This is a genomic window from Helicobacter pylori, from assembly GCF_030062585.1.
Taxonomy (GTDB): domain Bacteria; phylum Campylobacterota; class Campylobacteria; order Campylobacterales; family Helicobacteraceae; genus Helicobacter; species Helicobacter pylori_CN.
The window spans coordinates 1,013,491-1,036,739 of the sequence record NZ_CP071935.1; the positions used below are offsets into that span (position 1 = coordinate 1,013,491).

Genomic DNA, 23,249 nt, shown 5'->3' on the forward strand with positions numbered 1-23,249 from the left:
TGCATGCGTTTTTATTTTAAATTCCTTTGGCTTTTAGGGATTTTTCTTATTTTTTATTTTTTAGACATTAAAGGCAGTTCTTCTTATATCAGCGACCGGATTAAAAACGCCTTGATGAGCGCTAAAAATAGCTTACTGGACAACATTCAAGCGTATTTTTTTCAAGCCCAAAACATTAAGGAATTTCAAAAAGAACGCTTGATTTTAGAAGCTTTAAAACTAGAAAACGCCGATTTGAAAGAGCGTTTGAATAGTGTTTATCCTTTAGAAAATCCAAAAATGACTTATACCCCCACTTTTATGACTTCATTCATCAGTTTAGAAGACACGCACAGCGTTTCTCTCCACCCTATTGTAAATTTAGAAGAAAATAAGATTTATGGCCTTGTCTCTCACAACCAAGCCATAGGCATTGCCGTGCTAGAAAAAGGGCGCTTGAACGGGTTTTTGAACGCTCACAAGCGGTGCGCTTATAGCGTGATGATAGGCCAAAATCAAGTGTTAGGCTTTATAGGGTCTAATTTCAAGCAAGAATTAGTCGTGGATTTCATTGTCCCAAGCGCTGAAATCAACATAGGCGATCAAGTGCTAACGAGCGGGTTAGATGGGATTTTTGGAGCGGGGGTGTTTGTGGGCGAAGTTTCAAGCGTTGAAGATCATTACACTTATAAAAGCGCGGTATTAAAAAACGCTTTTTTAAGCGAAGCCAAACTTTTAAGGCATGTGTTTTTAAGCGATGTGAAAAACTAGCGCTCTATTCAAGGCTAATTCAAGCGCATTTTTAACCCCTTTCAATAAAATTAGGCTAATTGTTTTAGAAAAAAATCTTTTAATTCCCCTTCTTTAATCCAATTATCTCTATAACGCTCCCCCACATCATCCTTATTTCCATAAAATTTTAAAACCACTTTGATTTTGAGATTGGGATTGTCTTTGGGGTTAAAAATTTTATCTTTAAAAAGTTGATACGCATCTGCCTTATGCTCGTAATCAGTGTGTTTGCTCCCTTTAGGATCAATGAAGCAAATGATCTGCGTGCCGCCTTTTTCTAGCCAAAAGATAAAATCGGGGAAAAATTTCCTTTCTGTAGCGCCGTTGTCTATATAAGGGATAAACAAATTGTCTAAATGCTCATCAATCTTGCTGAACGCCCAAAAATCATAGTTTTCTTGCAGCGTTTTTATCGTTTCGGTTTCTTGTAACTCTTTTAAAAAATCAATCTCACTTTCTACTTTAACCACATGCTTAAGCCAATCGCAGTTTTTGGCTTTAATGAGCGGGGTATAGTAATGCTCCTTGAGTTTTAACAGCTCGGCACCATCAACTTTGAACGTTCTGTCTTGTTTGTGTTTGTCTGTATCCAAAGGCGCATATTCTTTCACTTCTTGGATGGTTTGAATCAATTTTTCTTTTTTATCCGCCCTAACTTTAACCCTTTTAAAATGCACGATTTTCTCACTATCTAGGGCGTTAAACTCGTCTTTAGGCACTTTTTGATTAGGGTATAGCTTGCCTTTAATTTCAGAAATCATGTAATCTAAATCTTTATAATGCCAAGTTGATACCTTTTTAAAATGCGCTGTTTGTACCATTTCTTTTAACAGCGCGTAATCTTTAGGGTCATAAATTTCATGCTTTAAAATAAAATGCTTTTCACTCATTAAATGAAAATACTCTTTTAAATCCTTAAAATTTTTTTCGCTCATTTTAAACGAAGCGCTTGGAGAAATTTTAAGAGCGTTGGTTTGTTCTTTTCGGTAGCAAGGCACGAATAAGGCGTGTTTTATAGGCGTTTTTTCTAATTTGATTTCACGCCAAGAATCTCTATTCTCACCCTTATTTTCGCTCTCTTTTTGGAACTTTAAAATCGCTTCAAGGCTTGCATGGTTGGTGGGTATCACAAAAAGCGTTTCCAACATTGCAGCGTGTGGTTTCAAGGCTTTTTTAACGGCTTCATCTATGTCTAAATACGCTAACCTTTGGCGTTGGTTTTTGACGCTTTCAATCCTTACGCCCCTGCCAAAAGATTGTTTCACCAATTTTTTAGCGTCATCATCAAGCCCTATATTTAAAAATAAAATCACGCTAGGCCTTGTGCTATCCCACCCAGTGTCAAAAGTGCGAGACCCCACTAAGATATTGATACTGCTCTTATCAATCTGGCTAAAATAGCTCTCTTCTTTAAAGCTTAAATTCTTACTCACCACCTTCACGCTCTTTAATTTTTCACAAACCCATTCGGTAATATCGCCAATTTTGATCAGGCAAAAGACTTTGTCGCTTGTGTTGAGCTTGAAAGCGATTTCTTGGTTGTTTTTAGGGTTAATAATGACTTCAATATGCCCGTTACTGGCATAAAAAACTTCTTCTTTTAAGCCTTTAAAATCCATGCTCTTTAAACTCTCTTTAAAAACCTCAATTTTATATTCTTTTTCTTTATCTTTGCCATCGCTAAAAAGGAATTCCGGATTCTTTAATTCCTCTAATAAATCCTCTTTAGCCTTTAAAAAATCGCTTCCATCGTCATTTTCAATCACGCGCGCTAAAGTTTTAAAAAAGATTTCCGCATCGCTGTTTTTAACATTCACAGAATGCGTGAACACGAGCATTAAAGGGTCGTAAAAATAGCCTTCTGTTTGATAGCGTTTTTGCATGCCCAAAAGCAATAACGCTTTTAAAAGAGCGATTTCTTTTTCCCTATCGTTTAAATCTTTCAATTCCTTAAAAGCGCTTAAATTGTTTTTCTTCAATAAAACAGACTCTTTACCATAGCCAAGTTTCACCCACTCGCCCACGCTCAAATTATACACCGCAGTGATGAGATCGCTTTCTTCAGTGAAAGTGGCGCTGAAATTGAATAAAAACCCTTTTAAAGACAGCAGGCTAAAAATCGCCTGTCTTTTGCTCTCAGTCTTGTTTCCCTTATGCGCTTCATCTAAAATCACATAATTTTCCCCATTATCCCAACAATCCTTATAATTTAAAAGGTTTTCCTTGCTTTCTTCATCGCTCATTAAATCCGCGCGGTAATAAAAAAGAGCGATTTTTTTCATTAAAGAATCTTTTGGAGAGTGGTAAAAATCCTTATTCTTAACGCTTTTAAGGTTTTTGAAATCAATTTGTTTGGAATAGTCCTTATTGCGGTTGTATTTTTCAATTTCTTTTTCAAATTGCTTGATCAAATTTTCATTCGCGCTAAAAAACATGATATTTTTCTTAGGGATCAAACCCATTCTTATAGCCACGCTTAAAAGCTCTACCAGTTTGATGATGACAATCGTTTTACCGCTCCCTGTGGCCATGTAAAAGGCTAGGCGGTTGATGAAATTTTCAAAACGCACGCAATGATTTTCTACCTTAAAATGGCTCTTTAACAAAGGGTTGAGTTTCTTTTTGGCGAAATCGCAATTAGCGAATGAATAATGTTTTTGATAAAAAGCGTAAAATTCTTTTTTATTTTCTTTGAAATCTCTAAAATAAGCGACAAGCACTCTAAAAGCGTTAATCAAAGCTTGCTGTTGGTAATCTAAAAGCTCCTTATTGCTATCAAAGCTTTTAAAGTCTAACATTTCTAACGGCTCATTAATCTCGTTAGCGTTCAATTCCTCTTCAGCGAGTTTTTGAGCGACAAAAATTTCATTATTTCTTACTTCTTGTTTTTTCTTTGCCATTATGCCTCCTTACCAAATGAGCGCTTCTTTTAAGGCTTTTAAAATCTCTACTTCTTTATCATTCCCTTTAAATTTCACCACCTTTTCATTAAAAAACTCCACTTTCAGCCCCCATAAATTTTCCAAAGTCTCTTTAATATCCACGCCCATTTTTTCTAGCGCGTTTAAATTGAGCGTGTAAGATTCGTTTTTGCATCCCACTAAATCGCTGTATTGTTCATCATAAGCTAAGGGTTTGTCATTGTCTTCATACTTGATTTTTCTTAAAATCTCTTCATAGCTTTCCAATGCATAAACTTTCACCACCCCACCTCCATTAAATTCTTTAGCCGCACCGCTTTTAAAACCGCCTATAACCTTTTTAAGGCGAGGCAAAATCACGCTGTCAAAATGCTCCCCCATTTCAATACCGATATACTTTCTCTTAAGCTTATGAGCCACCGCGCAAGTCGTCCCGCTCCCAGCAAAAAAGTCTAACACGAGATCGTTTTCTTGGGTAGAGATTTCTATAATTCTTGAAATTAGGGCTTCTGGTTTGGGGGTGTCAAAAAGTTTAGTTCCATTAAAAAGGGCTAAAATTTCTTTAGTTGCTTCTGTCGTAGTGCCATACTCTGTAAAAATTGTGCGTGTTTTAATTACTTTTTTCGCATTTTTGATTTCATCATAATAAATTACTTCATAAGGGATTAAACGCCCTTTAGAATTTTCTTGCCAAAAAATATGTTCGCTATCCAAATTTTCAGGTTTTTTCCGCCAACGCCCCTCTTCACCATTAGGGGCTATAGGGTAAAAATCGTTACCATTTGGATCTTTAATGGAATAATATAAGCTAGGTGCATCAGCTTTTAAAGCTCCAGCTCCCCATTTTTCAAGTTTTAGAATTTTAGCTTGTTTGCCATTGATAGTTTTATTGAAGTCTTGTATATCATGGTCTATTTCTGTATCAATAATAGTGAATTTTTCTTTTTGATAGCACAAAATATACTCATGCTCTTTTGCAAAATTTTCACTATCTTGACTACCGCCTTTTTTCTTTTGCCATATCAAGTTCGCTACAAAGTTATCACCCCCCCCCCCCCCATTAAAGACTTCGTCCATGAGCGCTTTACAATAAGCCTGTTCATTATCATCAATGCTCACAAACATTACGCCTTTATCATTCAAAAGCTTGTGCGCAAGCTCTAAGCGGTTTTCCATCATAGTAAGCCAACTGGAGCGTTTGAAATTATCCGCATAAATAAATTCATTGTTTTGCGTGTTGTAAGGCGGATCAATATAAATGCAATCAATTTTTTCTTTATAGCGGTTTTTGAGAGAGTTTAGGGCTTGGTAGTTTTCGCTTTTAATGAGCGTGCCGTTGATTTCATCTTCATTGAATAAGCTTTTAACCTCTTCTTCTAAATCTTTAAAATAAAGAGTGTCTAGGGGCAAGAACTCGTTTTCTAAAAGATTGTCTGCGATCTCTAAATTCAAGTCTTGCCATTCTTTAACTTGTTTGGGGTAGTTTGGGTGGCTTGTGATTTTATTCAAATCGTAGTTTTTGGCTTTTAATTTATCCAAGCTTACAATGAAATGCGAGTTTAACACAAAGCGGGGTTTGTTCCAAATCTTACAAAGTTCGTTTTCAAATTCGCTCACTAATGAAATCACTTCTAAAGCCACTTCTTTAATAGTATTGATCTCATTAAGGCGTTTGTGATCAAATGCAGTCATTTCTTTAAAAAGGTATTCAAACAGATACAAATCCAACTGCTCTTTTAAAAACCCTAGCGCGTTTTTATGGATGAAATAATCCATGCTGCCTTGTTTTTTGAATTTCACCAACGCTTTTTTTAACACTTCTTCATCAAGTTTGACGCCTTGATTGGAGCATTCTTTTAGGATTTCATTCGTTTTGGTTTGAGTCCCCTTGCTGCTGAGCGTAACGCTAAAATTCAGGGTGTTAGTTTTTGTGTCTGTATCTTTACTATAATTTTTTAAATCAAAGACTAAATCCACTTTTTCATTATATTTTTTGCTTTCTAGTGAAGAAGCGTCAAAGTTAAAAAGAATGCCCTCTAATTCAAAGCAAAAATCCTTATAAATCGTTTCGCTTTTCACGTAATAGAGATCTTTGGTTTTATAAAATAAAGCGGTGTCTTTTTTAAGGGAGCATTTTTCATAATCGCTTTTGGTATAAAGGCTGTCATAAAGGGGCGTGTCGTTGAAATAAATCCCTCCATTAGCGCTGAAATAACGCTTGAAAAAGCTATAGAGTTTGTCAAACAATTCTTCTTTGAGATCGTTGTTATCTTGGCATTTTGAATCAATGAGTTTTTTTAATTTTTGTTTTTTATGGTGGTAATACTGGCTTTTAGCCTTCATGAGGTTGATCATGCCGTTTTTCACCGCTTTAGGGCTAGGATCTAAAAGGCTTTCTGGCTGGTCTTCAACCTTAACGCCTATAAAAAGGTTTTCTAAAACTTCATAAAATTGCGCTTCGTTCGTTTTCATTATAACGCTCCTTAAAAATATGGAAAGTATTATAACAAAGCCCGCTCATTAAGCGCTACAATACCCCCATGCAAAAAAAGATTTTTTTACTAGAAGACGACTACCTTTTAAGCGAGAGCGTTAGGGAGTTTGGCTTGTTGAAAATTTAGATTGCCTTGACTGACTCATTTTTTAAAATACCCCTATTTCATTGTAAAATTCTTTCATGCAAAACCCATTGGAATTTAATAAAAGGTAAAAATAAGATTGAATATCAATAAAGTGTTTTATCACAGCAGCACCAACATGCATGAAGTGCCAGATAATAGCGTGGATTTGATCATCACAAGCCCGCCTTATTTCAACATTAAAGATTACGCAAAAAACGGCACACAAGATTTACAGCATTCAGCCCAACATGTTGAAGATTTAGGGGCGTTAGAAAAATATGAAGATTATCTTTTAGGTCTTTTAAAAGTTTGGCTTGAGTGCTACAGAGCGCTAAAACCCAATGGTAAGTTATGCATTAATGTGCCTTTAATGCCCATGCTTAAAAAGGTTTTAAACACGCACTATAACCGCCATATTTTTGATTTGCATGCTGATATTCAACACTCCATTTTGCATGATTTAAACAACACGCTAGAAAACAAGCCTAAAATGTTCTTACTAGATGTCTATATTTGGAAACGCGCAAATCCTACTAAAAGATTGATGTTTGGGAGCTACCCTTATCCTAGAAATTTTTATGCGCAAAATACTATAGAATTTATCGGCGTGTTTGTCAAAGACGGCAAGCCCAAACAACCCACAGAAGAACAAAAAGAACAAAGCCAATTGACTCAAGAGGAATGGGTGGAATTTACCAAACAAATTTGGGAAATCCCAATCCCTAATAAAAACGATATTGCTTTTGGCAAGCATGCGGCTTTAATGCCGGCTGAATTAGCAAGGCGTTTGATTAGGTTGTATAGTTGCGTGGGCGATGTGGTGCTAGATCCATTTAGCGGGAGCGGGACAACCTTAAGGGAAGCAAAACTTTTAAAAAGAAATTTTATAGGTTATGAACTCTATGAAAATTATAAGCCCTTGATTGAGCAAAAATTAGGAAACTTGTTTGATTTTGAATAAGATTTATATAGAAGATGTTTTCACATTCTTAGACAAACTAGAAGATAAAAGCGTTGATTTAGCCATTATTGATCCCCCCTACAATCTTAAAATTGCTTCATGGGATAGTTTTAAAAATGATGAAGAGTTTTTAACATTTTCTTACGCTTGGATTGATAAAGTGCTGCCCAAACTTAAAGACACAGGGAGTTTTTATATCTTTAACACCCCTTTTAATTGCGCTTTATTTTTAGCGTATTTGTGCCAAAAAAAAGCGCATTTTTTAAATTTTATCACTTGGGTTAAAAAAGATGGGTTTGCCAACGCCAAAAAGCGTTATAACCATGCACAAGAAAGCATTTTATTTTATAGCATGCACAAGAAAAACTACACTTTTAATGCCGATGAGATTCGCATCGCTTATGAATCCACCGAACGCATCAAACATGCTCAAAGTAAGGGGATTTTAAAGAACAACAAACGCTGGTTCCCTAACCCTAAGGGCAAATTATGCCTTGATGTGTGGGAAATCACTTCACAAAGGCATGTTGAAAAAGAGAAGGGTAAAATCCTTAAGCCCAAACACCCTAGCATTAAACCTAAAGCGCTCATTGAACGCATGATAAAGGCTAGCTCTCACAAAAACGATTTGATTTTAGATTTGTTTAGTGGCAGTGGCATGATTAGCTTAGTGGCTAAAAGTTTGGGGCGTAATTTTATAGGGTGTGAAACCCATGCTGAATACGTGCATGAGGGTTTGGAAATGTTTAAGTATAATGAATACAAATAAAAAAGGATATTTAACATGCCAAAATTAGAAAAAATTTTGCTAGAAATCATGCAGCTTGACCCTAGCAAAGAGTGTTTGAAATTCTTGGCTAATCGCATAAAAAGCTCTGATTATAGGGGCTTGCATTTATCCCAACACAATCGTTACGATCAAAATAAGATTAAAACCATTATTCAAGCTATTTTCAATGAAGTGGGAGAGGATTTTTTGCAAATCCGCACCACCGATATGAGCAAACGCCCTAGCAATATCATAGGCGAAGAGGTTTATGCAAAAGTGGTTGATAATATCTGTAAGTCTGAAATGCCTCAAGATAATTTAGGAAAAAAGAATCAAGTAACCCAAGATAGCTTGAGAAAAAATCTTTTTGTAGATATGCATAGAATGGGGTTGATTGAGCGATACAATAAAAATAAGGAATCTACAAACCCCTACATTCAAAGCAATATTAAATATATCAGTTTAACTCCCTTATCTATAGAATTTTTAAACGCACAAGATTTGTTAAGAAAAAATTTTTGTTACACGCAAGCTTTAGAAAATCTTTTAAAAGGTTTTGGAGCAGAATGCAGAGAGATAATGATAGAGCTTGACAATCATTATTTAGACATTGAAGAAATGATGTTTTTTGTTACATTTTTAAATATTGAAAATTTTACTAGAAGTGAAATTATAGAATATGTTAGAGAGTATAGGAGTTTAAGCCGTATCCAAAAAGAAAAGTTAAAAGAGTTGGTGCAAAATTATTGCAATCCTAACCATTTTAATGGGAATAAGTTAGAAAAGAGAGATTATCATAATTGGAAAAATCAAGCCCAACAAATTTTTAGCTTGCTAGAACAAAGCGTGTTTTTTGAAACCAATAAAGAGAGGCTTATTTTAAAAACGCTCAATGAAGAAAGCAAACAAAACGATAAAAAGCTCAAACGCTCCATTAAAGAAAAAGCCCTTTATTTTGAAAAACATGGCGTAAAAAAAGAAAAGGGCTTTGAATTGCATCATATTGTGCCTTTATGTTTGGCTCGCTCTATAGAAGAGTTTGATCTTTTGGATAAATGGGAAAATTTAATCTATATTGACGCTTTTAACCATGCGAAAATATCTCAAACGCAAAATAAACATATTTGTTTGTATTTTGAAAATTGCGATGTGATTTTATCTAAAGGCTTAAAAGAAGAACAAGAAAGCCTTTATTTTACTTATGTTGAAAATGTGTTATATAAACTTGATTTACAAAATATCATGCTGAAATACAATAAAGATTTATTGCATTCTAAAAACGGCTGATAAAATAAAGCGGTGTCTTTTTAAGGGAGCGTTTTTCATGATCGCTTTTGGTATAAAGGCTATAGAATTAGCGCTACAATACCCCCATGCAAAAAAAGATTTTTTTACTAGAAGACGACTACCTTTTAAGCGAGAGTATCAAGGAGTTTTTAGAGCATTTAGGCTATGAAGTGTTTTGCGCTTTTAATGGGAAAGAAGCTTATGAAAGGCTCTCTGTTGAGCGCTTTAACCTCTTGCTTTTAGACGTACAAGTGCCTGAAATGAATAGCTTGGAATTGTTTAAGCGCATCAAAAACGATTTTTTAATCTCTACGCCTGTGATTTTTATCACCGCCTTACAGGATAACGCTACCTTAAAAAACGCTTTTAATTTGGGGGCGAGCGATTATTTGAAAAAGCCTTTTGATTTAGACGAATTGGAAGCGCGCATTAAAAGGTTTTTCAATGATGATCCCATAGAAATCATGCCTAACATTTTTTATCACCAAAATTGCTTGAGTGTCATGGGCAAAAAAGAGATCTTGCCACCCAAAACCGCACAACTTTTAGAATATTTTTTAGAGCATAAAGGGCAAATCATTAGCTCTCAAGCGTTAGAAAATAATTTATGGGAGCAGGCGATTGATGATTCCACCTTGCGCACTTACATTAAAGTGTTGCGCAAGCTTTTGGGTAAAAATTGTATAGAAACGCATAAGGGGGTGGGCTATCGCTTTAACCCACTATGAAAAAAAATCCCTCAAGCTCTTTTTAGGGACTTATTTAGGCTCTTCGTTTGTGTTAATGCTAGTGATTAGCGTTTTAGCGTTTAACTATGAAAAAAACGAAAAAATCAAAATGATACGCATGGACATGGACAAAATGGCTTCTAAGATCGCTAGTGAAATTATCCAATTGCACATGCAAACGCATGCGGATTATCAAAACGCTTTAAACGCCCTCATTTCACGCTATAAGGACGCTTCCATGGCGCTTTTTGATAGTAAAAAGCGTGTTTTATACTCTAATATCCCTGAAAGCGCAGATTTGATTAAAAACCATAAAGAGGCGGGTTTTTTTAGTTTTAAGGGGGAATATTACCTATTCACTGACGAAACTTTCTCTCATTTGGGCGTGGCTAAAATGCTTTTTAAAAATTCTAAACCCTTTCATTTTTCTTCTTTGTATCGTAATATTGTTTTAGTGTTTGTCGTAGCGTTTTTATGCGTGATAGGGGTTTCTGTGTTTTTAGGGCGTTTGTTTTTAAAGCCCATTAGGAATGAAATCACGCGCATCGATCATTTTTTAAAAAACACCACGCATGAATTAAACACCCCCATGAGCACTTTAGTCTTGTCTTTAAAAACCTTAGAAGACAACCAACAACACCGCCGCATTAAAATCGCGATCCAGCGCATGAGTTTTTTATACCGCTCGCTCTCTTATTTAGTGATGCAAGATATTGAGCACGAATCCTTTGTGCTTTTAGACTTAAAAGCCTTAATTATTAAAGAAAACACGCTTTTTAGCGAGATGATAGACTACCACAAGCTGGAATTTAAAAGCGATTTAGTGGGAGTTGAATTGAAGGCTAAAGAGCAGGATTTCCTTTCGCTTTATAGCAATTTGCTCATGAATGCGATCAAATACAGCGTCATGCATGGGTATATCCACATAGAGCTAACGCACGAGTTTTTGAAAGTGAAAAATTTAGGGTATGAAATCCCTAAAGACAAGATTAAAGAATTAAGCGTTCGTTATGCGCGTTTCAATTCTAGCGTGTTGGGTTATGGTATAGGGTTAGATTTGGTGAAAAAAGTGTGCGAAAAGTATAAAATGCGTTTAGAAATTCATAGCGAACCCTCTTTAAAAGGATCGTTTTACGAAAATTCGTTCTGTATTCATTTTCAAGGATAAAGATGCTTTCAGTGTATGAAAAAGTGAATGCTCTAGACAAAAGGGCACTTGAAGAATGGCTTTTAAGCGAAGACATTTTAATGGAAAACGCCGCTATGGCTTTAGAAAGGGCGGTTTTGCAAAACGCTTCTTTAGGCGCTAAAGTCATTATCCTTTGTGGGAGCGGGGATAATGGGGGCGATGGCTATGCGTTAGCCAGGCGTTTAGTGGGGCGTTTTAAAACGCTGGTCTTTGAAATGAAACCAGCCAAAAGCCCCATGTGCCAATTGCAACAAGAAAGGGCTAAAAAAGTAGGGGTAGTCATCAAAGCATGGGAAGAAAAAAATAAAGATTTAGAATGCGATGTGTTAATAGATTGCGTGGTGGGGAGTAACTTTAAGGGCGAATTAGAGCCGTTTTTAAACTTTGAAAGCCTTTCTCAAAAAGCGCACTTTAAAATCGCTTGCGATATTCCTAGCGGGATCGATTCTAAAGGCAGGGTGGATAAGAAGGCGTTTAAGGCGGATTTGACTATCAGCATGGGCGCTATTAAGTCATGCTTATTAAGCGATAGGGCTAAAGACTATATAGGGGAATTGGAAGTGGGGCATTTAGGGGTTTTTAATCCAATTTATGAGATCCCAACAGACACTTTTTTACTGGAAAAAAGCGATTTGAAACTGCCCTTAAGGGATAAAAAAAACGCTCACAAAGGCGATTACGGGCATGCGCATGTGCTTTTAGGCAAGCATAGTGGGGCGGGGTTATTGAGCGCAATAAGTGCGTTAAGTTTTGGATCTGGGGTGGTGAGCGTTCAAGCGTTAGAATGCGAGATAACTTCTAATAACAAGCCTTTAGAATTGGTTTTTTGTGAAAATTTCCCTAACTTATTGAGCGCGTTCGCTCTTGGCATGGGGTTAGAAAATATTCCAAAGGATTTTAACAAGTGGCTTGAATTAGCCCCATGCGTTTTAGATGCGGGCGTTTTTTATCATAAAGAAGTGTTACAAGCCTTAGAAAAAGAAGCGGTTTTAACCCCTCACCCTAAAGAGTTTTTATCGTTGTTAAAATTAGTGGGGATCAATATAAGCATGCTAGAATTGTTAGACAATAAACTAGAAATCGCAAGGGATTTTTCTCAAAAATACCCCAAGGTGGTTTTGCTTTTAAAGGGGGCTAATACCCTAATCGCTCATCAAGGGCGAACTTTTATCAACATTTTAGGGAGCGTGGCTTTGGCTAAAGCTGGGAGTGGCGATGTGTTAGCGGGGCTTATTTTAAGCTTGCTTTCTCAAAACTACACGCCTTTAGACGCTGCTATTAACGCAAGCCTAGCGCACGCCCTAGCGGGTTTGGAATTTAAGAATAATTACGCTTTAACGCCCTTAGATTTGATAGAAAAGATCAAACGATTATAAAAGGATAAAAATGGATCATTTAAAACATTTGCAGCAATTGCAAAACATTGAAAGGATCGTGCTTTCAGGAATTGTGTTGGCCAATCATAAGATTGAAGAGGTCCATAGCGTTTTAGAGCCTAGCGATTTTTACTACCCGCCTAACGGCTTGTTTTTTGAAATCGCTTTAAAACTGCATGAAGAAGATTGCCCCATTGATGAGAACTTTATCCGCCAAAAAATGCCTAAAGACAAAAAAATCGAAGAAGAAGATCTGGTCGCTATTTTTGCGGCAAGCCCTATAGATAATATTGAAGCCTATGTGGAAGAGATTAAAAACGCTTCCATTAAACGAAAACTTTTTGGCTTGGCTAACACCATTAGAGAGCAAGCCCTAGAAAGCGCGCAAAAATCCAGCGATATTTTAGGTGCTGTGGAGCGAGAAGTCTATGCGTTATTGAATGGCAGCACCATAGAGGGCTTTAGAAGCATTAAAGAAGTGCTTGAAAGCGCAATGGATCTTATTACAGAAAACCAAAGAAAGGGGAGTTTGGAAGTTACTGGCATACCGACTGGCTTTGTCCAATTGGATAATTATACGAGCGGTTTTAATAAAGGGAGTTTAGTCATTATAGGGGCAAGGCCGTCTATGGGTAAAACCAGTTTGATGATGAACATGGTCTTAGCTGCGCTCAATGACGATAGGGGGGTAGCGGTTTTTAGTTTGGAAATGTCCGCAGAGCAACTCGCTTTAAGGGCGTTATCGGATCTCACTTCTATTAACATGCATGATTTAGAAAGCGGGAGGCTTGATGATGATCAATGGGAAAATTTAGCCAAATGCTACGATCACCTTTCTTGCAAAAAACTCTTTTTCTACGATAAAAGCTATGTGAGGATAGAGCAAATCCGCTTGCAACTGCGAAAGCTTAAATCCCAACACAAGGAATTGGGTATCGCTTTTATTGACTATTTGCAGCTCATGTCAGGGAGCAAAGCCACCAAAGAACGCCATGAGCAAATCGCTGAAATTTCAAGGGAGCTTAAAACCTTAGCCAGAGAGTTAGAAATCCCTATCATAGCGTTAGTGCAACTCAACCGCAGTCTGGAAAATCGAGACGATAAACGGCCCATTCTTTCGGATATTAAAGACAGCGGAGGGATTGAACAGGACGCTGATATTGTTTTATTTTTATATAGAGGCTATATCTATCAAATGAGGGCTGAAGACAATAAAATAGACAAACTCAAAAAAGAAGGCAAAATTGAAGAGGCACAAGAGTTGCACCTAAAAGTTAATGAAGAAAGGCGTATCCACAAGCAAAATGGCAGTATTGAAGAGGCTGAAATCATTGTGGCTAAAAACAGGAATGGGGCTACAGGAACGGTTTATACGCGCTTTAACGCTCCTTTCACACGCTATGAAGACATGCCCATAGATTCTCATTTAGAAGAGGGACAAGAAACTAAAGTGGATTATGATATAGTTACAACTTGAAAGATAAAACTTTTCAGGGGGCGTTTGAACTTCTTTCAACCCCTAAAGAATACTTATGGTGTGGGGTGTTTTTAAGCCTTTTGTTGGCGATCAATCTTTATTTAGAATACTTGAATTACCAAAAGCTTGATTTTTCAAAACCGACAAGCTTAAACGCTCAAATCTTATTGCAATACCCTAAAACGAAAGATCAAAAAACCTATTTTGTTTTAAAGCTCCAATCAAAGGGCATGATCTTTTACACCACCATTAAAGAGCCTTTAAAAAACCTCCAATACCGCCATGCACAATTTTTTGGCAAAATCAAACCTTGCTCGTTCTTAGAGTCTCTAAAATCATGCTTTTTTCAAACTTATTCTTTTTCTTTAACACGAAAACACAATTTCAAATCGCATTGGCGCCATTTCATTGACAGCGTTCATTCCAACGCTTTGGTGGGTAATTTGTATCGAGCGTTATTTATGGGGGATAGCTTGAATAAGGATTTAAGAGACAGGGCTAACGCGCTAGGGATCAACCACTTACTAGCCATTAGCGGGTTCCATTTGGGGATTTTGAGTGCGAGCGTGTATTTTCTTTTTTCGCTTTTTTATACCCCCTTACAAAAACGCTATTTCCCTTACAGGAACGCTTTTTATGATATAGGGGTTTTGGTGTGGGTTTTTTTGCTAGGGTATTTATTGCTATTAGATTTTTTACCCTCTTTTTTCAGGGCGTTTTTAATGGGCTTACTAGGGTTTTTGGCATGCTTTTTTGGGGTAAGGCTTTTGAGTTTTAAACTTTTGGTTTTAGCGTGCTGTATCGCCATAGCGTTACTCCCTAAATTGCTTTTTAGCGTGGGGTTTTTGCTTTCTGTCTGTGGGGTGTGGTATATCTTTTTGTTTTTAAAACACACTCAAATTTTTTTTAAAAATTCTTCTTTTTTAATGCGATCGTTTCAAGCCATAAGCTTAAGCGCGCTGGTGTTTTTGAACATGCTCATTGTCGCGCATGCCTTTTTCCCTATGTTTTCGCCCTACCAGCTCTTTAGCATTCCTTTAGGCTTGATTTTTATCGTGTTTTTCCCTTTGAGCTTGTTCTTGCATGCGGTGGGTTTAGGGTCTTTATTGGATAATATTCTAAGCATGCCTTTAACCATCCCCACGATTTCGGTTTCTTCACCTTTATGGCTTTTGGGGGTGCATTTGTTTTTAACGATTTTAAGCGCGCGTTTTTTTAAGGTTTATTTAAGCATGAATGTTTTAAGCACAGGCTTTTTCTTGTATTGTTGCTATCAATATATTATAATGCCTAGCTCAATTGTGGGTTAGAAAAGTCATTTTATTAGGGATCAAATAATTGCTTAAAAAAATCACGCACCAAATCAAAGCTTTAAGCGAGTTGGTCGCTTTGGAGCATACGATATTTTCTAGCATGTTTTTACTCATGGCTATGGTCATAAGCTCCTATCAAAAAAATCAAACGCTCTTTTTTGGGTTAGAAACCTTAATCCTTTGTTTTTTAGCCTTATTAGGGGCAAGAAACTTCGCTATGGGATTTAACCGCTTGGTGGATAGAGACATTGATAAGGATAACCCAAGGACGAAAAACCGCCCGAGCGTGGATGGTAGGATCAGCGTTAAAGGCATGGTCATTTTTAGCGCTTTAAACGCGCTTTTATTCGTGGGAGTGAGCTATTTCATTAACCCTTTAGCTTTCAAGCTCTCACTACCTTTTTTAATCGTTTTGGGGGGGTATTCGTATTTCAAGCGCTTTTCTTCTTTGGCGCATTTTGTCGTGGGTTTGGCTTTAGGTTTAGCCCCCATTGCAGGAAGCGTGGCGGTTTTAGGGGATATTCCTTTATGGAATGTCTTTTTGGCTTTAGGGGTGATGTTATGGGTGGCTGGGTTTGATTTGCTCTATTCTTTACAGGATATGGAGTTTGATAAAGAAAGGGGTTTGTTTTCCATTCCTAGCCGATTAGGGGAAAAATGGTGCTTGAATCTCTCAAGGCTCTCACACCTTGTAGCGCTGATCTGCTGGCTTTTTTTTGTGAAATGCTATCATGGGGGGATTTTTGCGTATTTAGGATTAGGGGTTTCAGCCTTGATTTTACTCTATGAGCAGATCTTAGTGGCCAGAGATTATAAAAACATTCCTAAAGCCTTTTTTGTGAGTAATGGCTATTTGGGGGTGGTGTTTTTTATTTTTATTGTCCTTGATGTGGGGTTTAAGCATGCATGAGTTGGTTTTAAGATCCCAAGCTTTAGGGTTTGAAACGCGCTTAGTCCAATGCGATTTATCATTCTCTTATGAAAGGTTTATCTCTAAAAGTAAACGCTCTTTAGCGGTATTAGAAGAATTTGATTGGTTAAATTCTGGCTTTGATTTTTCACGCTTGAATGTTGAAAATGACACTCTGGAATTACTCAAAGCGCTGTATTTTAAATTAGAAAAATTAGAGAGCCTGCTTTTAAAAGAAAATCTGCTTGAATTGGAGCAAAATAACCGCATCACTGCTTTAGGGCATGGGCTAGTTTGCCTAAAAAAACAAAGCCTGATAGCGCCTCAAACTTACTATGGGCGCTGCGTGTTAGAAGGGAAAATTCTAGCCTTTTTTGGCGTGGCAAGGGATAAAGATTTTTTAGAAATCACTCGCATGCACGCCTTAGACATTAAGCGTTATGATTCTTTCATTGTTGATAGCGAAAGAAAAGGCTTAAAATTATGAACGGGAGCAATCATGTTATCTTCTAATGATTTGTTTATGGTCGTTTTAGGAGCGATTTTATTGGTGTTGGTGTGCTTGGTGGGGTATTTGTATCTTAAAGAAAAAGAGTTTTACCATAAAATGAGGCGTTTAGAAAAAACCTTAGATGAATCCTATCAAGAAAATTATATCTATTCTAAGCGTTTGAAAGAATTAGAGGGGCGTTTAGAGGGCCTTTCTTTAGAAAAAAGCGTTAAAGAGGATAGCTCATTAAAAACGACCCTTTCACACCTTTATAACCAGTTGCAAGAAATCCAAAAATCCATGGACAAAGAACGCGATTATTTAGAAGAAAAAATCATTACTTTAGAAAACAAATTCAAAGACATGGGGCATTATGCCGCTAGCGATGAGATCAACGAAAAACAGGTTTTAAAAATGTATCAAGAGGGTTATAGCGTGGATTCTATTTCTAAAGAGTTTAAAGTGAGTAAGGGCGAGGTGGAATTTATACTGAACATGGCAGGGTTAAAATGGTAGCTTTAAGCAACGCTCTTTCAAGGGTTTTTGGCTCTGTGGCTGGCTATAAATTCCCTTCTTTTATCCAAAAAGGTATCAACGCTCTTTATGTTAAGATCTTTAAAATTGATTTGAGCGAGTTTGAGCCTTTGGAAAACTACAAGAGTTTGAACGCTCTTTTCACGCGCTCCTTAAAAAAAGAACGACCCTTTGACAAATCCCCTAATATTTGCATTGCACCTTGCGATGCTTTGATCACGGAATGCGCTTTTTTAGATAACGATACCGCTTTACAAATTAAAGGCATGCCCTATAAAGCGCATGAATTAGTGGGCGAAATCAACCCCTTAAGGCTTTCTTTTTTCTATGTGAATTTTTACCTTTCGCCCAAAGATTACCACCACTACCACGCTCCTTGCGATTTAGAAATTTTAGAGGCTCGTTATTTTGCGGGGAAATTACTACCAGTCAATAAACCCTCGCTTTACAAAAACAAAAATCTGTTTGTGGGCAATGAAAGGGTGGTGTTTGTTGCAAAAGACATTCAAGGCAATCAATTGTATTTTGTAGCGGTGGGAGCGTTAAATGTGGGTAAAATGCGTTTTAATTTTGATAAGAATATCCAAACTAACGCTAAAGTCCGTTTCACGCAAACCTACTCTTATAACCCTCCGATTAAGGTTAAAAAAGGGGATAATTTAGGGAATTTTGAAATGGGCTCTACTATTGTTTTATTCATTCAAAACACCGCTTTTAAAGATTTGAGAGAAAAAAGCGTGAAGTTTGGGGAAAGTATAGGGGAATTTCATGCCAACTGATAACGATTTAAAAACTTCTATTGTGGAATTGTTGAAAGATTTAGACGCGCTTTTAGTGGCTCATTTTTACCAAAAAGATGAGATTGTAGAGTTGGCTCATCATACAGGCGATAGCTTGGAATTAGCCAAAATCGCAAGCCAGAGCGATAAAAACCTCATCGTGTTTTGCGGGGTGCATTTCATGGGTGAAAGCGTGAAAGCCCTAGCCTTTAACAAACAAGTGATCATGCCCAAACTCTCATGCTGCTCTATGGCAAGGATGATAGACAGCCATTACTACGATAGAAGCGTCCATTTATTGAAAGAATACGGCGTTAAAGAATTTTACCCTATCACTTATATCAATTCTAACGCTGAAGTGAAAGCCAAAGTCGCTAAAGATAATGGCGTGGTCTGCACGAGCAGGAACGCTTCTAAAATCTTCAATCACGCTTTAAAACAAAATAAAAAAATCTTTTTTTTACCGGATAAATGCTTGGGGGAAAATCTAGCCCTAGAAAATGGCTTAAAAAGCGCGATTTTAGGCGCAAATAGCCCAGAAGAAATCAAAAACGCTGATGTGGTTTGTTATAACGGCTTTTGTTCGGTGCATCAGCTTTTCAAATTAGAAGACATTGAATTTTACCGCCAAAAATACCCGGATATTTTAATCGCTGTCCATCCAGAGTGCGATCCTAGCGTGGTTTCTAACGCTGATTTTAGCGGATCAACGAGTCAAATCATAGAATTTGTAGAAAAGTTAAGCCCTAATCAAAAAGTCGCCATAGGCACTGAAAGCCATTTAGTCAACCGCTTGAAAGCCAAGCGCCACCATCAAAACACTTTCATTCTTTCTAGCACGCTCGCCTTTTGTCCTACCATGAATGAAACGACTTTAAAAGATTTGTTTGAAGTTTTAAAGGCTTATAAAAACCACAGGGCTTACAATACGATTGAATTAAAAGATGAGGTGGCGTGCTTAGCCAAACTCGCTTTAACCAAAATGATGGAGTTATCTTAATGGAGATTAAAACCTTTTTAGAACGCGCTTTAAAAGAAGATTTAGGGCATGGGGATTTGTTTGAAAGGGTGTTAGAAAAAGATTTTAAAGCCACGGCTTTTGTTAGGGCTAAACAAGAGGGTGTGTTTTCAGGCGAAAAATACGCTTTAGAGTTGCTTCAAATGACCGGCATTGAATGCGCTCAAACCATTAAAGATAAAGAGCGTTTCAAGCCTAAAGACACTTTAATGGAGATTAGGGGGGATTTTAGCATGCTTTTAAAGATTGAGCGCACCCTATTAAACCTTTTGCAACACAGCAGCGGGATCGCTACTTTAACGAGCCGTTTTGTAGAAGCTTTAAATTCTCATAAGGTGCGTTTGTTGGATACGAGAAAAACCAGACCCCTTTTAAGGATTTTTGAAAAATATTCCGTGCTTAATGGGGGAGCGAGCAACCACCGATTAGGGCTAGATGACGCTTTAATGCTTAAAGACACGCATTTAAAGCATGTGAAAGATCTCAAAAGCTTTTTAGCGCATGCCAGAAAAAACTTGCCTTTCACGGCTAAAATTGAAATTGAATGCGAGAGCTTTGAAGAGGCCAAAAACGCCATGAGCGCAGGAGCGGATATTGTGATGTGCGATAACATGAGCGTTGGAGAAACGAAAGAAATTGCCGCTTACAGAGAGGCGCATTACCCCTTTGTCTTATTGGAAGCGAGCGGGAACATTTCACTAGAGAGCATCAACGCTTACGCCAAAAGCGGCGTGGATGCCATTAGTGTAGGGGCTTTAATCCATCAAGCCACTTTTATTGACATGCACATGAAAATGGCTTAAAGACTTCAAAAAGGGGTTATTAGCATGCTAAAAGAATATCTAGAAAGCATTAAAGATCTGACGCCTGAAAGTAATGAACACACGCACCGCCCTTCTTTATACAACTTGCTTGATAGCTTAAAAGACCATTTCAATAAAGAATTTGAGATTGAGCATGAGCCTAAAAGAGAGCGAGGAAGTCAGCCTGATTTTCGCGTTTCTTATCAAGGGCTTAACATCGGCTATATAGAAAATAAAAAAGTGGGGTTCGATCTTAACCAACTCTTAGAAGAAAAACAAATCCTTAAATACTTAGAATTAAACCCTAATCTCATGCTCACCGATTATCTTAATTTCATGTGGGTAGGGAAAGATGAGAATAACGCCCCTTTAATCAAAAAAGAAATCTCTGTCGCTAGCCTTGATGAACTCTCTAAACCCTTAAAACCCAACCCGCAAACCGAGCGCGATTTAATTGAATTGTTCAAAAGCTTTTTCAATTACGAAGCAGCCCCTATTACTAACGCTAAAGATTTCGCAACGCATTTAAGCCCGCGCACCAGGTATTTAAAAGACGCTTTAATCCAATACCAAAAAGACGATCAAGTTTCTAGCATTTTTAAGAATTTTAAAGAATATCTTTATGAAGAATTGAGTTTTGAAGACTTTAGCGATGCGTTCGCTCAAACGCTCACCTACAGCCTTTTTCTAGCCAAGCTCAACCACCCTTTTGAAAAAATAGATTTCAATAATGTGAGGAGTTCCATCCCTAAAAACTTCGCTGTGATCAGAGAAATGGCGGATTTTTTAAAGAGGCTTGATAGCATAAAAGAAATCCAATGGCTTTTAAATGAAATTTTAAGCTTGATCAATCATGTTGATATGGGCTCTATTATTAAAGATTTGAATGACGATAAAGACCCTTATTTGCACTTTTATGAAACCTTTTTAAGCGCTTATGACCCTAAATTGCGAGAGAAGAAGGGCGTGTACTACACCCCAGATTCTGTGGTGAAATTCATCATTAACGCTTTGGATAGTTTGCTTAAAACGCATTTCAAAGACGCTCCCTTAGGCTTAAAAAGCGCTTTAGATAACGAAAACATCAAGCTCTTAGACTTTGCCACCGGCACCGGCACTTTTTTATTGGAAGCGTTTAGAAAAGCGCTAGAAGTGAGAAAAACAAGCGATGGAAGCACCTCCACTAAAGAAGACAAATACCAAAATCTCTTGAAGCAATTCTATGGGTTTGAATATTTGATCGCTCCTTATGCGATCGCTCATTTGAACCTCAGCCAAGCCTTTAAGCAGGAGTTTAAAAAGCCTCTCAAAGAAAACGACGCGCTTCAAATCATTTTAACCAACACCCTCATACAGCCTAGTGAGATCGCCGCTCATCGTGGGCTAAGCCCGATTTTTGAAAAAGAGCTTAAAAGCGCTCAAGAAATTAAAAAAAATGAAAATATCCTTATCATCACCGGTAATCCCCCTTATAGCGGGGCGAGCAGTAATGATGGCTTGTTTGAATGGGAAGTGAAAGCCACTTACGGCATAGAGCCTGAATTTCAAACCATAGAAATAGAAAAAAACATTAAACTCACCGATAAAATCCAAACGCTTTTAAAGAATATTCAAAAACAAAAAGAAAGCGGTAGTAAAAACGATCTAAAGAAACTTAAAAACCTCCATTCTAAATACAAACTGCAAAAGGAGAAAAACCCTAAATGGCTCTTAGACGATTACGTGAAATTCATGCGTTTCGCTCAAAACAAGATCGAATCGTTAGGGCATGGCCTTTTTGGCTTTATCTCTAACAACGCTTTTTTAGACAACCCTACTTTTAGGGGGTTAAGGCGCTCTCTTTTAGAATGCTACGATGAGCTTTATATTTTAAATTTGCATGGAAACGCTAGGAAAAAGGAGGAAACCCCACAAGGCGCAAAAGATGAAAACGTTTTCAATATCAAACAAGGCGTGTCCATCAACCTCTTTGTCAAAAAGGCGCAAACAACCAAGCAAAAAATCTATTATTATGATGTTTATGGCGAAAGGGCTGAAAAATACGCCTTTTTAGCCCAAAACGATTTGAATAGTATTGAATGGCTTGAGCTTGCCCCAAGGGAGCCTTTTTACTTACTCATACCCCAAAAAACGCCCTTGTTAGATGAATACGAACAAGGCTTTAGCGTTCAGGATATGTTTCAAATCTCAAGTGTGGGGATTGTTACAGGAAAAGATAGAATTTTTATTGCTAACAACACTGAAAGTTTAAAAGAACAAGTCTTAAAATATTGTAATGAATTTAACGAACAATGCGTCAAGGACATTCACTATCGTCCTTTTGATATACGCAAAGTTTATTACGACACCAAAAAACTAGAAAGAGCAAGGGAGAACACATTTAAACACATGTTACCCCCCCCCCCCCAACAAACCCTAAAACACCCAATCAAACGCGCAAAAATGTCGCGCTAAACACCCCACGACAGCTAAAAAACAACGATAAAAGTTGGACGCAATGCTTTATAAGCTCTAGCATTAACGATCAGGGGTTAAGCTCTGGGGGCAATGGAGCTGGGGTCAATTACCCCCTTTATCAGTTTAGAAATCCCAACTACACCGAAAATTTTACGCCAGAGTTTAGAAGCTTTATAGATAAGCGCTATAACCACTCTTTTGAGCCGCTAGAGGTTTTAGGCTATATTTATGCGCTATTGTATTCCCCACATTACCGCAAGCGTTACGAAGATTTTCTCAAAGCCGATTACCCTAAAATCCTTTTCACAAACAATAAAGATTTGTTTAGGGCTTTAAGCCTTTTAGGGATTGAACTAATCGGCTTGCATGTCTTAAATAAAGAAAGCTTGAATCACAGCTTTGAAAAATTAAAAGACGCTACCATAGGCGAATCCCGCTATAAAGATGAGTGTAACCCCATTATCAAAAAACCCTTTTATAACGAACCAGAACAACGGCTTTATATCAACCATAGCGCTTATTTTAGGGGGGTGAGTAAAGAAATTTATGATTATAGAATAGGGGGGTATGGCGTTTTAGACAAGTATTTAAAAAGCCACAAAAACGAGCCTTGCGACTTTGATCATGTAAGCAACATCATTAAAGTCATCGCGCGCACGATTGAAATCCAAAAAACGCTTGGATTTTTAACGAGCGATTTGCCTCATTTAAAAGGGAATGACAGCCAAGCGTTAATGCAAGAAATCTTGCAAAATCCACCCCCCCCCCCCCATTTAATGCCAATATCGCCCTTATCTTATCGCGCCAAGCCAAAGCCATCGGAGATTTTGACTTTGATGCCGCAT

At 37.4% G+C, this 23,249-nt stretch carries 18 protein-coding genes and 1 pseudogene; 17 read left to right on the forward strand and 2 right to left on the reverse strand.

Annotation, left to right across the window (positions count from 1 at the left end):
• The first annotated feature begins 3 nt into the window (after window positions 1-3).
• On the forward strand, window positions 4-750 hold the full coding sequence (gene mreC / locus J5F42_RS04770; protein WP_097699115.1) for a rod shape-determining protein MreC: 747 nt from the start codon (window positions 4-6) through the stop codon (window positions 748-750).
• Window positions 751-800: 50 nt separating this feature from the next.
• Here mreC and J5F42_RS04775 read toward each other — a convergent pair whose 3' ends face one another.
• Together J5F42_RS04775 and J5F42_RS04780 are read right to left on the reverse strand one after the other, a co-directional pair.
• Complete coding sequence (locus J5F42_RS04775) at window positions 801-3,671, reverse strand: DEAD/DEAH box helicase family protein (RefSeq protein ID WP_283491158.1); 2,871 nt, start codon at window positions 3,669-3,671, stop codon at window positions 801-803.
• A 9-nt stretch (window positions 3,672-3,680) separates the two neighbouring features.
• Window positions 3,681-6,164 carry a site-specific DNA-methyltransferase gene (locus J5F42_RS04780; protein ID WP_283491159.1) on the reverse strand — a complete coding sequence of 828 codons (2,484 nt, stop codon included), beginning with the start codon at window positions 6,162-6,164 and terminating at the stop codon, window positions 3,681-3,683.
• A gap of 246 nt (window positions 6,165-6,410) precedes the next feature.
• Here J5F42_RS04780 and J5F42_RS04785 point away from each other — a divergent pair, with 246 nt between their 5' ends.
• The 16 genes and pseudogenes from J5F42_RS04785 to J5F42_RS04860 form a co-directional block, all read left to right on the forward strand.
• A complete protein-coding gene (locus J5F42_RS04785) occupies window positions 6,411-7,274 on the forward strand; it encodes a DNA-methyltransferase (protein WP_040158947.1) in 864 nt (287 codons plus the stop codon).
• Window positions 7,261-8,043, forward strand: a complete 783-nt coding sequence (locus tag J5F42_RS04790) for a DNA methyltransferase (protein ID WP_283491160.1) — start codon at window positions 7,261-7,263, stop codon at window positions 8,041-8,043. The genes J5F42_RS04785 and J5F42_RS04790 overlap by 14 nt, the downstream gene beginning before the upstream one ends.
• A gap of 15 nt (window positions 8,044-8,058) precedes the next feature.
• Complete coding sequence (locus tag J5F42_RS04795; RefSeq protein ID WP_283491161.1) at window positions 8,059-9,330, forward strand: restriction endonuclease subunit R; 1,272 nt, start codon at window positions 8,059-8,061, stop codon at window positions 9,328-9,330.
• Between the two features lie 86 nt (window positions 9,331-9,416).
• On the forward strand, window positions 9,417-10,058 hold the full coding sequence (gene crdR, locus J5F42_RS04800) for a copper response regulator transcription factor CrdR (protein WP_078241682.1): 642 nt from the start codon (window positions 9,417-9,419) through the stop codon (window positions 10,056-10,058).
• Window positions 10,024-11,226, forward strand: a complete 1,203-nt coding sequence (crdS, locus tag J5F42_RS04805) for a copper-sensing histidine kinase CrdS (protein ID WP_283491609.1) — start codon at window positions 10,024-10,026, stop codon at window positions 11,224-11,226. The genes crdR and crdS overlap by 35 nt, the downstream gene beginning before the upstream one ends.
• A 2-nt stretch (window positions 11,227-11,228) precedes the next feature.
• Window positions 11,229-12,623: an NAD(P)H-hydrate dehydratase gene (locus J5F42_RS04810; RefSeq protein WP_283491162.1), complete on the forward strand. Its 1,395-nt coding sequence runs from the start codon at window positions 11,229-11,231 to the stop codon at window positions 12,621-12,623.
• Window positions 12,624-12,633: 10 nt separating this feature from the next.
• Complete coding sequence (locus tag J5F42_RS04815) at window positions 12,634-14,100, forward strand: replicative DNA helicase (RefSeq protein ID WP_097686770.1); 1,467 nt, start codon at window positions 12,634-12,636, stop codon at window positions 14,098-14,100.
• Window positions 14,097-15,410, forward strand: coding sequence for a ComEC/Rec2 family competence protein (locus tag J5F42_RS04820; protein WP_198972999.1), 1,314 nt, complete (start codon window positions 14,097-14,099; stop codon window positions 15,408-15,410). Before J5F42_RS04815 ends, J5F42_RS04820 begins: the two co-directional genes overlap by 4 nt.
• A 70-nt stretch (window positions 15,411-15,480) precedes the next feature.
• Window positions 15,481-16,323 carry a menaquinone biosynthesis prenyltransferase MqnP gene (gene mqnP, locus J5F42_RS04825; RefSeq protein WP_242002619.1) on the forward strand — a complete coding sequence of 281 codons (843 nt, stop codon included), beginning with the start codon at window positions 15,481-15,483 and terminating at the stop codon, window positions 16,321-16,323.
• Window positions 16,316-16,810 (forward strand): hypothetical protein, encoded by a 495-nt coding sequence (locus J5F42_RS04830; protein WP_187648986.1) that lies wholly within the window; start codon window positions 16,316-16,318, stop codon window positions 16,808-16,810. The genes mqnP and J5F42_RS04830 overlap by 8 nt, the downstream gene beginning before the upstream one ends.
• 12 nt (window positions 16,811-16,822) lie before the next feature.
• Window positions 16,823-17,329: a DUF6115 domain-containing protein gene (locus J5F42_RS04835; RefSeq protein ID WP_000953114.1), complete on the forward strand. Its 507-nt coding sequence runs from the start codon at window positions 16,823-16,825 to the stop codon at window positions 17,327-17,329.
• Window positions 17,323-18,126, forward strand: a complete 804-nt coding sequence (locus J5F42_RS04840; protein ID WP_097699122.1) for a phosphatidylserine decarboxylase — start codon at window positions 17,323-17,325, stop codon at window positions 18,124-18,126. Before J5F42_RS04835 ends, J5F42_RS04840 begins: the two co-directional genes overlap by 7 nt.
• Window positions 18,116-19,126, forward strand: coding sequence for a quinolinate synthase NadA (gene nadA, locus J5F42_RS04845; protein ID WP_283491163.1), 1,011 nt, complete (start codon window positions 18,116-18,118; stop codon window positions 19,124-19,126). The genes J5F42_RS04840 and nadA overlap by 11 nt, the downstream gene beginning before the upstream one ends.
• Window positions 19,126-19,947, forward strand: coding sequence for a carboxylating nicotinate-nucleotide diphosphorylase (gene nadC, locus J5F42_RS04850; RefSeq protein ID WP_283491164.1), 822 nt, complete (start codon window positions 19,126-19,128; stop codon window positions 19,945-19,947). The genes nadA and nadC overlap by 1 nt, the downstream gene beginning before the upstream one ends.
• 24 nt (window positions 19,948-19,971) lie before the next feature.
• On the forward strand, window positions 19,972-22,401 hold the full coding sequence (locus J5F42_RS04855) for an N-6 DNA methylase (protein ID WP_283491165.1): 2,430 nt from the start codon (window positions 19,972-19,974) through the stop codon (window positions 22,399-22,401).
• 26 nt (window positions 22,402-22,427) lie between these two features.
• Window positions 22,428-23,249 (forward strand): annotated as a pseudogene (locus J5F42_RS04860) (type ISP restriction/modification enzyme); the annotation flags it as partial.

Excerpts from the sequence above, each read along its gene's own strand:
- J5F42_RS04815 (WP_097686770.1), top strand. The coding sequence starts at position 12,634 with ATGGATCATTTAAAACATTTGCAGCAATTGCAAAACATTGAAAGGATC.
- J5F42_RS04780 (WP_283491159.1), bottom strand. The coding sequence starts at position 6,164 with ATGAAAACGAACGAAGCGCAATTTTATGAAGTTTTAGAAAACCTTTTT.
- J5F42_RS04810 (WP_283491162.1), top strand. The coding sequence starts at position 11,229 with ATGCTTTCAGTGTATGAAAAAGTGAATGCTCTAGACAAAAGGGCACTT.
- J5F42_RS04830 (WP_187648986.1), top strand. The coding sequence starts at position 16,316 with ATGCATGAGTTGGTTTTAAGATCCCAAGCTTTAGGGTTTGAAACGCGC.
- J5F42_RS04795 (WP_283491161.1), top strand. The coding sequence starts at position 8,059 with ATGCCAAAATTAGAAAAAATTTTGCTAGAAATCATGCAGCTTGACCCT.
- J5F42_RS04835 (WP_000953114.1), top strand. The coding sequence starts at position 16,823 with ATGTTATCTTCTAATGATTTGTTTATGGTCGTTTTAGGAGCGATTTTA.
- J5F42_RS04840 (WP_097699122.1), top strand. The coding sequence starts at position 17,323 with ATGGTAGCTTTAAGCAACGCTCTTTCAAGGGTTTTTGGCTCTGTGGCT.
- J5F42_RS04775 (WP_283491158.1), bottom strand. The coding sequence starts at position 3,671 with ATGGCAAAGAAAAAACAAGAAGTAAGAAATAATGAAATTTTTGTCGCT.
- mreC (WP_097699115.1), top strand. The coding sequence starts at position 4 with ATGCGTTTTTATTTTAAATTCCTTTGGCTTTTAGGGATTTTTCTTATT.
- nadC (WP_283491164.1), top strand. The coding sequence starts at position 19,126 with ATGGAGATTAAAACCTTTTTAGAACGCGCTTTAAAAGAAGATTTAGGG.
- nadA (WP_283491163.1), top strand. The coding sequence starts at position 18,116 with ATGCCAACTGATAACGATTTAAAAACTTCTATTGTGGAATTGTTGAAA.
- J5F42_RS04855 (WP_283491165.1), top strand. The coding sequence starts at position 19,972 with ATGCTAAAAGAATATCTAGAAAGCATTAAAGATCTGACGCCTGAAAGT.
- crdR (WP_078241682.1), top strand. The coding sequence starts at position 9,417 with ATGCAAAAAAAGATTTTTTTACTAGAAGACGACTACCTTTTAAGCGAG.